The following is a 14,308-nucleotide window of genomic DNA, read 5'->3' as shown; positions in this document are numbered from 1 at the left end:
CGCATGGGGGTGGGAGCGAAAATCGTCTTAGGCGCCATTGCCGACGACTTCACGGGGGCCACCGATCTCGCCAATAACCTGGTGCGTGGGGGTATGCGCTGCCTACAGGTGATTGGCGTGCCCTCGCAAGAGGTCAACCTTAACAATATCGACGCGGTGGTCGTGGCGCTTAAATCTCGATCCTGTCCGGCGGATGAGGCCGTCACGGACTCCCTCGCCGTGCTTGGGTGGCTTCGTCAACAAGGCGCTCGACAGCTGTTCTTTAAGTACTGCTCCACCTTTGACTCCACCGATCAGGGCAATATCGGCCCGGTGGCCGATGCTCTACTGGAAGCCCTCGGCGCTAATCAAACCGTGATGGTGCCCGCCTTTCCAGTAAATGGCCGCACGGTGTACCAGGGCCACTTGTTCGTCGGTGACCGTCTGCTTAACGACTGCGGGATGCAGCACCATCCATTAAACCCCATGCAAGACGCAGACTTAGTGCGCGTACTCTCCCGCCAAACGCCGCACCCGGTGGGTTTGGCCAATCGTGCCATGCTGGCCCAAGGAGCAGACGCTACCCGTGCGCATTTATCTACGCTGGCAGAGCAGGGGGTTCGCCATGTGATTTGCGACACCTTGGATGAGCAGGATCTAGACGTCCTAGCTGAAGCGACCGTTTTGATGCCCTTGGTCACCGGCGGCTCTGGTCTGGGGCAGGCGCTGCCTGCTCAGTATCGCAAGCAGGGCTGGTTAGAGACAATTACGCAACCAGGTCGTTTAACCCCTGCTTCTGGCAGTGCGCTGGTACTCTCTGGTAGCTGTTCCCGCGCCACACTCGCTCAGGTGGCGGATTTTTTGGACAAACATCCTGACGGTGGCTTTGCCCTGGATCCGTTATCGCTTAGTGAAGGAGACAAGCAGCAGGAGCAAGCGCTGGTCTTTGCCCGAGAGCGCCTATCTAGCAACTCGCCGGTATTGATTTACGCCTCGGCCGATCCAGACAAGGTCTGCGCCGCCCAGCAAGCCTTGGGCGTTGCGCGCGCGGGCGCACTGGTTGAAGAAACAATGAGCCAACTGGCGGTTGCTTTGGTCAACGAAGGCGTGGGTCGCTTGTTGGTGGCTGGCGGCGAAACCTCAGGCGCAGTGGTCTCGGCGTTAGGTATTACCACCCTACGCATCGGCGAGCAGATTGACCCCGGCGTGCCCTGGACACAAGCCGCGCTGGCGGGTCGTGATGCACCGTTGTCGCTGGCGCTGAAGTCCGGCAACTTTGGTGGCGTTGATTTCTTTACCCGCGCATTTGAGGTGCTGGTATGAGTACTCATGATCAAAACAGTCTGCGTGAGCAGATCAGCACCCTGGGCAAGTCGCTATTTGATCGTGGCCTGACCATGGGCTCCAGCGGCAATATCAGCGTGCGCTTGGAAGATGGCGGCTGGCTGATGACCCCGACCAATGCCTGTCTGGGCCGGCTGGATCCAGTGCGGATCTCCCATCTGGATCAACACGGCCAACTGCTAAGCGGCGACCAGCCCACCAAAGAGCAGTTTCTGCATATGGCCATGTACGAGGAGCGTCCGCAATCTGGGGCTATCGTGCACCTGCACTCTACCCATTCGGTAGCGGTGTCCTGTTTGCCAGGTGTTGACCCTTGCGACTGTATTCCTCCGCTGACCGCCTACTACGTGATGAGGGTAGGCAAGCTACCGCTGATTCCCTATCACATACCCGGCGACCCCAAGCTGGGCGATGCGGTGCGTTGCTTGGCCGGCAAACACAGCGCGGTACTACTGGCCAACCACGGGCCCGTGGTGGCGGGGAAAAATCTCGAAGCGGCGGTGTATGCCACTGAAGAACTTGAAGAGACCGCTAAGCTTTATCTGTTGTTGCGTGGCGAGAATCCCCGTGGGCTAACGCCAGAACAAGTCGCCGAGCTGGAAGCGCGTTTTCCACGTGATTAACACTATTTAATTTAACAACTAAGCACTTAACAACTAAGCACTTAACAACAAGAGCCCCACGATGATTCGATTAGCCGCCAACCTCAGCATGCTGTTTAACGAGCACGCCTTTATGGATCGCTTTGCCGCGGCTGCGCGTGCGGGCTTTAAAGGTGTTGAGTACCTATTTCCTTATGCGTTCTCCCCAGAAGAGCTGCGCCAAGCACTGCAAGAATCGCAGTTGGAGCAGGTGCTGTTTAACCTGCCCCCGGGGGATTGGGAGGCTGGTGAACGAGGCTTAGCGAGCCTGCCAGGCCGGGAAGGGGAATTTCGTGACTCGGTAATCGAGGCGCTGCGTTACGCCGAGGTGCTCAACTGCTCCCGCGTGCATGCCATGGCCGGGCTGCTCCCGGAAGGCGCCGATGCGGCGACCCAGGCTGACCACCATGCGACCTACACCCGCAATCTCCGTTTTGCGGCGAGTGAAGCGGCCAAAGCGGGCCGAGAAGTATTGATTGAGCCAATCAATACTCATGATATGCCAGGCTTCTTTTTGTCCCGCCAAGCCCAAGCCATGGCGGTATTGGAAGAAGTCAGCGCGGAAAACCTGAAGCTCCAATTTGATCTTTACCACTGTCAAATGATGGACGGCGACTTGATTCGCCACCTTGAGCGCCAGTTCAGCAGCATTGGCCATATTCAAATCGCGGGCGTGCCCGAGCGCCACGAGCCTAATGTGGGTGAAGTGCATTATCCCGCCATTTTTGAACGCCTAAGCGAGCTGGGGTATAGCGGCTGGATCGGCTGTGAGTATCGCCCCAAAGCAGAGACTCGAGCCGGTTTGGGCTGGGGCACCGCCTGGGGGCTAACCCCTCAGTGAGCTGGCTACATTGAATAAACAATAGCTGAATAAACAATAACAACAGCGCATAGGAGCAAGAAATGCATATAGCCATCACCGGCGCGGCCGGTTTTCTAGGTCAGCGCTTAGTGCAGCAGTTGCTTGCGAAAGGCGAGCTTTGTCAGAAGGCCATCACACGGCTAACGCTGATTGATCAGGTGGAAGCACCGCAGCCCGCAGCAGGAAACGTGGCTGTGACATCAATAGCGCTGGATATTACCGACCCCGGCGCACTGGATAGCGTATTGAAGCAACGCCCGGACGTTATTTATCACTTGGCCGCGGTGGTCAGCTCTGCCGCGGAAGCCGATTTAGAGCTGGGCATGCGGGTGAATTTTGATGCGACTCGGGCGCTGCTGGAAGGCTGCCGGGAGCAGTCACTGTCCGATACCCGCTTGATTATGGCCAGCTCGGTGGCGGCCTACGGCGGCGAGTTGCCGGAGGTACTGGATGATATGACGGCGCTTCATCCACAGAATTCTTATGGTGCCCAAAAGGCCATGTGCGAGCTGCTTATTAACGATTACAGCCGCCGCGGATTGGTAGACGGCCTGGTGCTGCGATTACCGACCATTGTTATTCGCCCTGGTCGACCTAACGCCGCTGCGTCCAGTTTTGCTTCCAGTATTTTGCGTGAACCGTTAAATGGCGAAGAAGCGATTTGCCCGGTGCCGGTAGGGCTTCCGATGTTTGTGATGTCGCCGGGTAAAGTGGTGGATGCGCTGATTCATGGCGCGGAAGTGCCAAGTGAGGTATTGGCACCTTTTCGAGCCTTCATGCTGCCGGGTATTACCGTCACGGTAGCTGACATGCTGGAAGCGCTGCGTGAAGTCGCGGGAGAGAAAGCGCTTGCGCGGGTGCGTCATGAGCCCGACCCACGCATCGAAGCCATTGTGGCTAGCTGGCCTGCTCAATTTGAAACCACAAAAGCCAAGCAGCTCGGCTTTGTGGGTGATGACAACTTCAAACAGATTATCGATGCGTTTGTGACTGAGCCGTCATAAGTTCCGCCCTGCCTTACGCGGCAGGCAACAGCATGGAGCGATGCTACCTATAGCGTGTGTCGCTTCACTACCCACCCTCACAACAATATAAAGAGGGCACTTCAATGACTAAGCAACGCTTTACAACACCTCCGACACTGACACGCCATGCCCTGGTGGCAGCGATTAGCGGTATCGCTACCGTTGGTATCGCGCTCCAAGCCCAGGCGGCCACGGAAGTGAACTTGGGCCATACCCTCTCGTCTACCTCTCACTACTCGGTGGGTGCTGATGCGTTTAAGGAAACGCTTGAGCGCCTGTCCGACGGCGAGTTTACCGTGACCGAGCACACCTCGGGATCACTCGGTGGCGAGCGGGAGATGATCGAAGGCTTACAGATTGGCACGGTCGACGTGGTGATTACCTCGACGGGCCCGCTGGGTAACTTTGTACCCGAAAGCTATGTGCTTGACCTGCCTTTCCTGTTTGAAAACTACGATCAGGCGCGCTGTGTGCTCGACAGTGAGCTTGGCGATGAGCTGCTGGAAAAAATGGGTGAGCACGACTTGGTGGGTTTAGCGTGGTCTGAAAATGGCTTTCGCCATCTGACCAACAGCCAGCGGGAGATCGCCACGCCAGCCGATGCCGAAGGTCTGCGCGTACGCACCATGGAGAACGCGGTGCATCAGGAGGCATTCCGTCAGATGGGCGCGCGTCCTACCCCCATGGCCTTCCCTGAGCTGTTCACCGCGCTCCAGCAGGGTACTGTTGATGGCCAGGAAAATCCTATCACCGTCATCGTAGCGACCAACTTCTGGGAAGTGCAGGACTACCTCTCTCTCACTGGGCATGTCTACTCTCCGGCTATCGTACTGGGCTCGCCCATTTTGCTGGACGGCTTAAGCGATGAAGAGCGGGGCTGGTTTATGGAAGCCGCTGTAGCTTCTGCTGAAGCGACCCGTGAAGAGGTCTCGCGTTTGGAGCGAGAAGGCGTAGCACTGCTGGAAGAGAACGGCATGACGGTAAAAACTGATATTGATATCGCTCCTTTCCAGGAAGCGGTTCAGCCCGCCTACGAGATATTTACCTCTGAGTACGGCACGGAAATGCTGGAACGTGTTCAGGAACAGGCCAGTAGCTGTTAACTAACACTGTCGAGCGCTTTCCCTTCCTCGGCCTCCGTAAATGCCGGAGGCCGCTTTGGCATGGTGATCTCTTATGCTAGCGGTATTTCTTCGTTTTGAGCGTCAGTTAACCCGGCTCGCGATGCTGATCGCCGTGGCGATGTTGACGATATCGGTGACGCTCAGTTTTTATCAGGTACTCACCCGCTTTGTGTTTAACGCCCCCTCTACCTGGACGGAAGTTGCTTCCCGAGCGGCGATGATCTGGTGCGTGTTTATGGCGGCGGCTGCCACCTTTCGAGGCGGCTATATGATGGCGGTAGAGGTCGTTTATAAAGTCGTTCCAGCACGTTTTATAACGCTACTCGAAATAGCGATTGTGCTCTGCAGCCTGCTGGTTCTCGGCGTACTGATCCATTACGGCATTCAAATGACCATGCGGGTGAGCAATCAAACCATGTCCGGGATGAATATTTCGATGGCATGGGCGTATGCGGCGATACCGACAGGGTCGTTTTTTGCCATTGTGGCGGTGATTGCGCGATTACTGGCGCAGCTTAGCGGCCGCGAGAAAGTGGGGCCGGAGAATAGTGAAATTGTGCCTGAAGCCCAGGATGGGCAGCTCTCTGAAGGAGGGGCGAAGCCATGAATATGGTTATTGGCCTATCGCTGATTATTCTATTCACCTTCGGCGTTCCGATCGCGATTTCAATTATTCTAGCGTCGATTATCGGCATCGAATTCTTTACCCGCCTGCCGCTGTTGTTAGTGCCTCAGCAGATGTTTATCGGTATCGATAAATTTCCGCTGATGGCAATCCCGTTTTTTATTCTTGCCGGGAATCTAATGGCCGCGGGGGGCATATCTCAACGTTTGGTAGACTTAGCAAAATCCATTGTTGGTCGTGTGCAGGGCGGGTTGGCGATGTCCTGTGTACTCACCTGCATGATGTTTGCGGCGGTGTCTGGTTCCAGCGTGGCGACCACCTTTGCGATTGGCGCCATTTTGATTCCAGCCATGGTGAAGCATGGTTATCCCAAACCCTTGGCGGCCTCCATTCAGGCCTCATCCGCTGAGCTTGGGGTGCTTATTCCACCGTCGATTCCACTGATCCTGTATGGCGTAAGTACCGATACCTCCATCGGCCAGCTGTTCCTCGCCGGTATTGGCCCTGGCATATTGATTGGCAGCGCGCTGATTATCTTTCTCTATCTGTTCTGCAAAGTTCGCGGCTACGGCAAAGACGACTACAAAGACAGCACCGGCTTTATGGTCTCGGTAAAGCGTGCCTGGGTGGCGATGTTGATGCCGGTGGTGGTTATCGGCGGTATCTATGGCGGGATATTTACCCCCACCGAAGCCTCCGCTGTAGCGGTATTTTTTGCTCTGATTGTGGGCGGTTTCTACTATCGCGAGCTGAAGCTGGATGACATGTGGCCGATTTTGCGCCAGAGCGTGATTTCTACTGCCGCCGTTATGTTGATTATTGCTGCCGCCTCGCTGTTTAGCTTTCTGCTCAGCCGCACAGGGCTGCCTGCGCAAATCGCCATCTTGGTCACCAACACTATCAATGACCCCATGATGTTTTTGTTGGTGGTCAATGCTTTGCTGCTGATCGTCGGTATGTTTATAGAAACGTCCGCTGCTATTTTGGTACTGGCACCGATCCTCACGCCGATAGCCATTCAGTTTGGTATTCACCCCGTCCACTTCGGCTTGGTCATGGTGGTCAACTTGGCGCTTGGCATGATTACCCCGCCGCTGGGCGTGAATCTGTTTGCTGCCTGTGCCGTCGCCAAAATATCGATTGATCAAATGCTGCCATGGTTGGTGCGCTTTGTGCTGGTCGTACTCGCATGTTTGATGGCGATTACCTATATGCCTTGGATCTCCATGGGACTGGTGAATACTTTCTACGGTTAGAAAAGTCGTTATGTTAAGTGAACTCAACAATGACAATAAAAGGAGCGTTAAATGTCGTATTCAATGGCCTTGCCACCGCAGCAAGCACTGATCGGTGGTGAGTGGGTAGAAACGGCCGCTACCCTACAGATAGAGGCTCCTGCCACGGGAGAACCCCTGGCGCGTATTGCGCGTAGCCAGGCAGAAGACATTGATGCAGCGGTAAAGGCAGCACGGCAGGCATTTTCCGGTCAGCTACGTGAATGGGCCCGCTGGTCTGCCCGGCAGCGCAGCGAATGGCTGCTGCGCTTTGCCGATGTGATCGAAGCGCACCACGAACAGCTAGCACAGCTTGAGTGTGCCGATACCGGTAAGCCGATGACCCAGGCCAAAGGCGATATTGCCGCCTGCGCCCGCTACTTCCGTTTTTACGGCGGCGCGGCGGATAAGCTCCACGGTGAGACCATTCCCTTTGAAAACGACTTCGCCGTGATGACCCTGCGCGAACCCTACGGCGTATGCGCGCAAATTATTCCCTGGAATTATCCTTCCCAGATATTTGGCCGCTGTGTGGCAGCGGCATTATCGGCAGGCAATACCATCGTGCTAAAACCCGCCGAAGATGCCTGCTTGAGCGTGCTACGTTTGGCGGAACTGGCCGTGGGTCATGGCCTGCCTGCCGGGGCACTTAATGTGGTGCCAGGGCTTGGCTATGAAGCAGGCGCCGCGCTTGCTGCCCATCCCAACATTGACCATCTCTCGTTTACCGGCTCCCCGGAAACCGGCACACACGTTGCCCAAGCCGCCGCGCAGCACCATGTGCCGGTTACGTTGGAATTGGGAGGCAAATCCCCCCAGCTTGTATTTGCCGATGCGGATCTCGACGCTGCGCTTCCCGCGGTGGTGCGCGGGATTATTCAGAACGCCGGGCAGACCTGTTCAGCTGGCAGCCGCCTGCTGGTTCAACGTGACATCGCAGATAGCGTGGTAGCGAATCTTTGCGAGCGCTTCGCCGCTCTGCGCTGTGATGCGGGGGAAGCGGATGCGGACTGTGGCCCGCTGATCAATGCGCGTCAAAAAGCCAAGCTGGAAGCGCGCCTGACGACCGCCGAAGCCGATGGTATCCGCGTGGCGGCAAAAGGCCAATTAGCGCCGAGCGCACCGGCTGGCGGTCATTTTGTGTTGCCCCAGCTGTTGATCGATATTCCTGAAGGCCATGAAGTGCTGCGCGAAGAGCTATTTGGTCCGGTGCTAGTAGTGCAGGTGTTTGATGATGAGGCCGAAGCGCTTGCCCTCGCCAATGCCACTGATTTTGGTCTATGTGCAGGTGTCTGGACGCGGGATGGCGGGCGTCAGCTACGCCTAGCCAAAGGTATTCGCAGTGGCCAGGTATTTATTAACAACTACGGCGCCGCCGGTGGTGTTGAGTTACCTTTCGGTGGCGTTGGCCGCTCCGGTCATGGCCGTGAGAAGGGCTTTGAAGGGCTGCGTAGCTACACACGGATTAAAACTGTCGCGATTAAACATTAACGGGTGCTTCACTTGTAAGGAGATAACAATGACAACATCACGCCAGGTAGGCATCGTCGGTGTGGGCCTAATGGGCCATGGGATTGCCAGCAGTCTGCTCCGCGCAGGCCATCAGATCAGCTTTCTTGAGCACCCAGGCAATCAGCCAGTAGAGGACTTGCTGGAAGCCGGCGCCACCATGCTAAATTCGGGACGAGAAGTAGCGCAAAACGCTGAGGTGGTGATTCTGTGCGTCACCGGCTCACCCCAGGTAGAGGCCGTGCTGTTTGAACCCAACGGCGTATTGGAAGGGTTAAAGGCAGGTGGCGTGGTAGTGGACTGCTCTACAGCATTGCCCAGCTCAACAGAAAAAGTCGCTGCCAGAGTCACCGAAGCGGGCGGGCGCTTTATGGACGCGGCCATGACGCGCACGCCCAAAGAAGCGGCTGAAGGGCGGCTCAATTTGATCGTTGGCGCCCCAAAAGCGCTGTTCGATGAAACGCTGCCGCTATTACAGGGCTTTGCCGAAAATATTGCCCATGCGGGCGATGTGGGCGCGGGGCATACCCTTAAACTGCTGCATAACTTTGTCTCTTTGGGATTTTCGGCAGTATTGGCCGAGGCTACAGCGGCATCTCGTAAAGCGGGTATTAGTGATAGCGCATTGCTAGAGGTATTAGGGGCTGGAGGCGGAGGTGGAGTTGTGCTCGAACGACTGCGCCCCTATATCGCTGATAATGATCCTTCAGGCTTTAAGTTTAGCGTTGCCAATGCCAGCAAAGATCTGGGTTACTACCACACGATGACCGAAGATCTCGCCGTAGAGGGAGGTATCGCTGAAGCCGTTCGCAACCTGTATACATCGGTTGAAGATCAAAGCCTTCCAATACCCGCGCTAATCGGTGTGCTTGAGCGGCGTTAAGATAGAGAGTGACTCAACCGTTGTTATCTCGGCTGGGTTCCCCATACGCCGCCAAAAACACATCCACGGCGCTGCTGATTTGGCGGTGAAGCTCTTCATCGCAGGGCGGTTGGCGCACGCCCATACGGACTTCTGTGACCAGCGTGCCCTGCCACATGCTGCACAGTTGGTCGGCGGCAGATTGGGGTGCGGTAAACGTTAAGTGCCCGGTTTTGGCTAACCCCTCCAATTTCTCCTGAAGCCACTGTTTAGTGGCCCACGGGCCTGCCTCGAAATACGCCCGTAGCAGCTCCGGGTACTGCTCGCCCTGGGCGGTCATTACCCGTTCAACCGCCAGCACATGAGGCTCTAATAAAAAGCGTACCAGGCCTAAACCGACCTCGATCAGCGATTGGCGCACCGCCCTGTGGGTGTCGGGCAGTTTATCCAACCCGCGGCGGATGATGGTGGTTTCACGCCGGATCACACTACCAAACAGGGCCTCTTTGGTTACAAAATGGCCGTACACGGTGACTTTGGAAACCCCCGCTTCTCGGGCAACGGCTTCCATCGTTACCCCCTCTAAGCCGTGGCGAAAAAACAGGCTTGTCGCCGCATCCATCATGGCATTCCGTTTAGCCATATCTTTAGGTCGGCCAGCGCGGCGTGTTGGTTCCGGCGATGTATGTTGAGAATCTGTCATCCAGTGCAATCCGTGCCCATCGAGTAAATAAATATTGAACGTACGCGTACAGGTATTATAGTGGACGGTATCGTTCAAGAATAAACCATTTCGAGGCCATTATGGTTAGGTTATTAGCGTCTTCTTGGCGGCACCGACTACGCGGCATGTTGGCGGCGCTGCTGATGATAGGTGTCACACTGGTGGCGGTGTTTTTCCTGACCAGCCAGCGCAGCAGTGCTCAGCTGGCCCGCCAGCAAGGCGCTGATAACGCCCTACTGCAGGTGGCGGCCGAGGCCCTGAAACAGGCTGAACAGCTGCAGCGGGAGGTGCGCTTAACCGGGCGTGTGGTGGCGCGCCAGTCAGTATCACTGGCGTTCGAACCTGCGGGGCGGGTCACTGCTGTGTCCGCCGACAGAGGCGATGCGGTTGAGCAAGGGGATGTGCTGGCCACGCTGGATACCCGCCGATTAGAGAGCCGCTTGGCGGAGGTCGCCGCGCGCAGTGAAGAAGCCCGTGCCAGCCTCGCCCTTGCCCAGCGCCAGGAGGAGCGTGAAGCGCAGCTAAACCAGAATAACTTTGCCAGCCGTACCGCACTGGATCAGGCCCGTACCGATCGGTTAACCCTTCAGGCTCAACTTGCGGCGCTGGCTGCCGAGCGCGATAGCCTGACCGCCGATTTGGATGACAGCACATTAAAAGCGCCCTTTACCGGACGGGTGATCGAGCGCCATGTCAGTGTCGGCAGTCTGGTGAGTAGCGGCACGTCGGCTTTCGATCTTATCGATGTCGAGCAGTTAGAAGCGCGTCTTGGCCTACCTGCCGCGCTAGCTGCCACGTTTACCCCAGGCGAGGCCGTTGAACTGAGTGTCAATGGCGAGGCGATCCGCGCAGAGGTGCGTGCCCGGCTGCCCCAGGTTGACAGCGACAGCCGTACCCAGACGCTGGTGGTATCACTGGGTGAGCCCGGCAGCGCCGTGCCCGGCGACTTGGCAGAACTGCGCTACACGATTACCGAGCCCGCAAGCGGCTACTGGGTGCCTTTGGATTCCCTGCAAGCCGCTGAACGCGGCCTGTGGAACGTATTGGTGGCCGAGCCGCTAGAGAATGATCACTACCGTGTGGCCCAGGCCAGCGTGGAACTGCTGCATAGCGAAGGCGACCAAGCCTTTGTGCGTGGCACGCTAGCGCCGGGTATGCGGCTGATTACCAGCGGCACCCACCGGATTACCCCAGGACAGCAGGTCACGTTGAGCGAGGAAGTGGCCAATGAAGCGCCTTGAGTGGTTATTTAACCGACGACTGCTAGCGCTCGCGCTGGGCCTTCTCGTGGTTGCCGGGCTGTCAGCCATTCAAACGTTGCCACGTGCGGAGGATCCTCACTTGGTAGCGCGCATGGCTACCGTACTAGCGACTTTTCCGGGTGCCACCCCAGAACAGGTCGAAGCCTTGGTGGCGCGCCCCATTGAGGATGAGCTACGCACCATCGCCGAAATTAACGTGCTGGAATCCACCTCACGCCAAGGCATTGCGGTGATTAGCCTTGAGCTCGAGGACGCGGTGACTAACGTAACGCCGGTGTGGAGTCGCGTGCGTGACAAGCTGGCCGACGTGGCGCCTACACTGCCTGATGGCGTGCAAACGCCAGAGCTGCTGGATGACCGGGGCTACGCGTTTAGCATCGTGGCCGCGCTGCGCTGGACATTGGACGCCCCACCCAATCCCCAACTGATGGAGCGCTACGCCGAGCGTTTGGAAGCAGCGTTTCGAAACGTCCCTGGCACGGAGTATACCCACCGCTTCGGCGTGGCGGGGGAGCAGGTAGAGGTGAGCGTTAACCCGCTTGAACTGAACGCCTTGGGGCTCTCGGTTGGGCAGTTAGCGGCCACTATTGAGGCAAGCGACGGTCGGCGTACCGCTGGTGAAGTGGTTACCGACGGCCACCGGCTAACGGTGGGGCTAAGCGGTGAGTTCGATGCGCTTGATAGGCTGCGCGATATAGAAGTGGCGACTCGTCAGGGGCAAACCGTCAGGCTTGGCGAGTTGGCAGAGCTACGCCGCGGCGTACAAGCCCCCCCAGCCGCGGTGGCACTGCTAAACGGCGAGCGTGCGGTGTTTGTCGGCGCACGTATGGCGCCCGGCCAGCGTATTGATCGCTGGGTGGAACAAGCCCAGCAGCAGTTGGCGGCGTTCGCCGACGAGCTGCCGATCGGTATCGCGGTTGAAGAGGTCTTCGAGCAAGCCAGTTACACCAATCAGCGTTTGAGTGACGTGGCAGTTAGCCTATTGATAGGGCTGGTGCTGGTGGTCGCGATCCTGTTCCTGACTATGGGATGGCGCTCTGCGGTGACAGTGGGACTGGCGATCCCCGCTACGGCCCTGCTTACCCTGGCGTTCTTCAAGCCGCTGGGTATCGATATCCACCAGATGAGCATTACCGGCATTATTGTGGCACTGGGGTTGATGGTCGATAACGCCATTGTGATGACCAACGCGCTGCGCGAGCGTTTTTTGAAAGGCGATTCAGCGCTGGCCGCTACCCGGGACACACTGCGCCACTTGGCAGTGCCGCTGCTGGCCAGTACCTTAACCACCATTCTGGCGTTTATGCCGATTGTGTTGATGCCAGGCCCTGCGGGGGAGTTTGTAGGGCCCCTGGCCATGGCGGTGATGGTTGCGCTGGTAAGCTCTTATCTGGTCTCGTTGCTGCTGGTGCCGGCCCTGTCACCCATGCTGTTAGCCAAGGTCGCTGACAAACCTCCAACACCAAGCGGTAGCGGCATCAGTCATAGGATTAAGCGCGGCTTTCGCCGAACGGTACGTAGCGCGCTGTGTCACCCTTGGGCCGCGATGATCATTACCCTGTGCGTGCCGGTGGGTGGCATGGCGTTGATGCCCACGCTCGACGTGGCGTTTTTCCCACCCGCAGACCGCGATCAATTTCATATAGAGGTTCGCTTGCCTCCTGCCAGCAGTATGGCCAACAGCGAAGCTCTGGCCCATGAGGTCGAGGCCATGATTCGGGAGCTGCCGGGCGTCACCCGCGTCTCGGCGTTTGTGGGTGAAAGCGCGCCGATGATGTACTATAACGTGCTTACCAATGAGGATAACAACCCAGCGTTCGTGCATCTGATTGTGGACACAACGTCTTTACAGATCACTAACGAGCGGGTGCCCGCCCTGCAGCAGGCGCTTGATCAGCGGTTCCCCCAGGCCCAAAGCGTAGTGCGCAAGTATGAACAGGGGCCCCCGTTTAAAGCCCCGATTGAACTTCGTGTCTATGGTGATGATCTAGCGGTACTGTCATCGCTTGGGCTTGAATTGGCGGGGCTCATGCACCAACTGCCGCAAGTCACCCATGTGCGGGCGGGCATGCAGCGTGATTTGCCCAGGTTAACCCTTGATATCGACCACACGGCACTAAGTGATGCAGGATTAACGCCGCAGCGACTAGCGGAACAAGTGGGGGCGGCGCTCTCGGGACAATCGGCAGGCATGCTGCTGGAGGATACCCAGCAACTGCCGGTGCGGGTACGCTACGCTGATGAGTGGCGCACTAACGCCGAGCAGTTGGCAGCGCTGCGCTTGGTCAGCGATCAAGTAGCGGAGGGCCTGCCGCTGGCGGCGGTGGCGGAGGTGTCGCTCACGCCTGCCTGGAGCGCGATTACCCGTCGTAACGCTGAACGGGTGCAGTTGGTGCAGGGGTACCTGGTGGCTGACGCTCTTCCAGCGGTTTCTATGGCTCAACTAGATGCTAAACTTCAGGCGGCGTTGCAATCGGGGGCATTCCAATTGCCTCCAGGTTACCGAATTGAGACCGGTGGCGAAGCCGCCGAGCGTGATGAAGCCGTGAACCAGTTGCTTGCTTCGGTGGTGTTGCTGGTCATCGCCATGGTGGCTACCGTGGTGTTGGCCTTTAACTCCTTCCGGCGGGCCGCCATTGTGTTCATTGCCGGAGCTCAAGCAATGGGCATGGGTATTGTGGCGCTGCTGCTAAGCGGGCATGCGTTCGGCTTTGTGATTATCGTCGGCATCATGGGGCTGGTAGGGGTGGCAATTAATGCCACTATTATCATTATTGCTGCCTTTGATGACGATGAAGCCGCCCGCCGCGGCGACATTGAGGCCATGCTGGCGGTGATCAGTGGCCCCACCAGTCGACATATCGTCTCGACTACGATCACTACCTTTGCCGGTTTAATACCGCTGATGGTGACTTCCGGCGGCCTTTGGCCACCCTTCGCGCAAACTATTGGATTTGGTCTACTCTTAGCAACGCTAGTGTCGTTTGTCTTTACCCCAGCGCTATATCGGCTGTGGGTATCGCGACCTGTAGATGTTTAGCACCATGACCGCACGACTATTTTACAAGGACGAGTAA

The 14,308-nt window shown here is 57.5% G+C and carries 12 protein-coding genes; 11 read left to right on the top strand and 1 reads right to left on the bottom strand.

What is annotated here, in order from left to right:
- Positions 1–3: 3 nt before the first annotated feature.
- From otnK to QT231_RS08200, 9 genes are all read left to right on the top strand, one after another.
- Entirely contained in the window at positions 4–1,302 is a 1,299-nt protein-coding gene (gene otnK, locus QT231_RS08240; protein WP_308336488.1) for a 3-oxo-tetronate kinase, read from the top strand.
- On the top strand, positions 1,299–1,946 hold the full coding sequence (gene otnC / locus QT231_RS08235) for a 3-oxo-tetronate 4-phosphate decarboxylase (protein ID WP_308336430.1): 648 nt from the start codon (positions 1,299–1,301) through the stop codon (positions 1,944–1,946). The genes otnK and otnC overlap by 4 nt, the downstream gene beginning before the upstream one ends.
- Before the next feature lie 61 nt (positions 1,947–2,007).
- Positions 2,008–2,805 (top strand): 2-oxo-tetronate isomerase, encoded by a 798-nt coding sequence (gene otnI, locus QT231_RS08230; protein ID WP_308321463.1) that lies wholly within the window; start codon positions 2,008–2,010, stop codon positions 2,803–2,805.
- 62 nt (positions 2,806–2,867) lie between these two features.
- Positions 2,868–3,830 carry a D-erythronate dehydrogenase gene (gene denD / locus QT231_RS08225; protein WP_308336429.1) on the top strand — a complete coding sequence of 321 codons (963 nt, stop codon included), beginning with the start codon at positions 2,868–2,870 and terminating at the stop codon, positions 3,828–3,830.
- A 104-nt stretch (positions 3,831–3,934) separates the two neighbouring features.
- The gene (locus tag QT231_RS08220) at positions 3,935–4,954 is read left to right on the top strand and encodes a TRAP transporter substrate-binding protein (protein ID WP_308336428.1); all 1,020 of its coding nucleotides are present in this window, start codon (positions 3,935–3,937) and stop codon (positions 4,952–4,954) included.
- Between the two features lie 73 nt (positions 4,955–5,027).
- The gene (locus QT231_RS08215; RefSeq protein ID WP_308336427.1) at positions 5,028–5,582 is read left to right on the top strand and encodes a TRAP transporter small permease; all 555 of its coding nucleotides are present in this window, start codon (positions 5,028–5,030) and stop codon (positions 5,580–5,582) included.
- Complete coding sequence (locus QT231_RS08210) at positions 5,579–6,856, top strand: TRAP transporter large permease (RefSeq protein ID WP_215092781.1); 1,278 nt, start codon at positions 5,579–5,581, stop codon at positions 6,854–6,856. Before QT231_RS08215 ends, QT231_RS08210 begins: the two co-directional genes overlap by 4 nt.
- A 51-nt stretch (positions 6,857–6,907) precedes the next feature.
- Positions 6,908–8,365 (top strand): aldehyde dehydrogenase family protein, encoded by a 1,458-nt coding sequence (locus QT231_RS08205; RefSeq protein ID WP_308336426.1) that lies wholly within the window; start codon positions 6,908–6,910, stop codon positions 8,363–8,365.
- A gap of 28 nt (positions 8,366–8,393) precedes the next feature.
- Positions 8,394–9,266 carry an NAD(P)-dependent oxidoreductase gene (locus tag QT231_RS08200; protein ID WP_308336425.1) on the top strand — a complete coding sequence of 291 codons (873 nt, stop codon included), beginning with the start codon at positions 8,394–8,396 and terminating at the stop codon, positions 9,264–9,266.
- A 13-nt stretch (positions 9,267–9,279) separates the two neighbouring features.
- Here QT231_RS08200 and QT231_RS08195 read toward each other — a convergent pair whose 3' ends face one another.
- Positions 9,280–9,948 (bottom strand): TetR/AcrR family transcriptional regulator, encoded by a 669-nt coding sequence (locus tag QT231_RS08195; protein ID WP_308336424.1) that lies wholly within the window; start codon positions 9,946–9,948, stop codon positions 9,280–9,282.
- 101 nt (positions 9,949–10,049) lie between these two features.
- Between QT231_RS08195 and QT231_RS08190 the strand changes: the two genes are divergently transcribed.
- On the top strand, positions 10,050–11,210 hold the full coding sequence (locus QT231_RS08190) for an efflux RND transporter periplasmic adaptor subunit (RefSeq protein WP_308336423.1): 1,161 nt from the start codon (positions 10,050–10,052) through the stop codon (positions 11,208–11,210).
- Entirely contained in the window at positions 11,197–14,271 is a 3,075-nt protein-coding gene (locus tag QT231_RS08185) for an efflux RND transporter permease subunit (RefSeq protein ID WP_308336422.1), read from the top strand. Before QT231_RS08190 ends, QT231_RS08185 begins: the two co-directional genes overlap by 14 nt.
- The last annotated feature ends 37 nt before the right edge of the window (positions 14,272–14,308 follow it).

The organism is Halomonas sp. SpR1, from assembly GCF_031010175.1.
Lineage (GTDB): Bacteria > Pseudomonadota > Gammaproteobacteria > Pseudomonadales > Halomonadaceae > Vreelandella.
The sequence above is the reverse complement of the archived record's forward strand: the minus strand, read 5'-3'. Positions and strand labels throughout refer to the sequence as shown.

Excerpts from the sequence above, each read along its gene's own strand:
- QT231_RS08205 (WP_308336426.1), top strand. The coding sequence starts at position 6,908 with ATGTCGTATTCAATGGCCTTGCCACCGCAGCAAGCACTGATCGGTGGT.
- otnK (WP_308336488.1), top strand. The coding sequence starts at position 4 with ATGGGGGTGGGAGCGAAAATCGTCTTAGGCGCCATTGCCGACGACTTC.
- QT231_RS08210 (WP_215092781.1), top strand. The coding sequence starts at position 5,579 with ATGAATATGGTTATTGGCCTATCGCTGATTATTCTATTCACCTTCGGC.
- QT231_RS08215 (WP_308336427.1), top strand. The coding sequence starts at position 5,028 with ATGCTAGCGGTATTTCTTCGTTTTGAGCGTCAGTTAACCCGGCTCGCG.
- QT231_RS08220 (WP_308336428.1), top strand. The coding sequence starts at position 3,935 with ATGACTAAGCAACGCTTTACAACACCTCCGACACTGACACGCCATGCC.
- otnI (WP_308321463.1), top strand. The coding sequence starts at position 2,008 with ATGATTCGATTAGCCGCCAACCTCAGCATGCTGTTTAACGAGCACGCC.
- QT231_RS08195 (WP_308336424.1), bottom strand. The coding sequence starts at position 9,948 with ATGACAGATTCTCAACATACATCGCCGGAACCAACACGCCGCGCTGGC.
- otnC (WP_308336430.1), top strand. The coding sequence starts at position 1,299 with ATGAGTACTCATGATCAAAACAGTCTGCGTGAGCAGATCAGCACCCTG.
- QT231_RS08185 (WP_308336422.1), top strand. The coding sequence starts at position 11,197 with ATGAAGCGCCTTGAGTGGTTATTTAACCGACGACTGCTAGCGCTCGCG.
- QT231_RS08200 (WP_308336425.1), top strand. The coding sequence starts at position 8,394 with ATGACAACATCACGCCAGGTAGGCATCGTCGGTGTGGGCCTAATGGGC.
- denD (WP_308336429.1), top strand. The coding sequence starts at position 2,868 with ATGCATATAGCCATCACCGGCGCGGCCGGTTTTCTAGGTCAGCGCTTA.
- QT231_RS08190 (WP_308336423.1), top strand. The coding sequence starts at position 10,050 with ATGGTTAGGTTATTAGCGTCTTCTTGGCGGCACCGACTACGCGGCATG.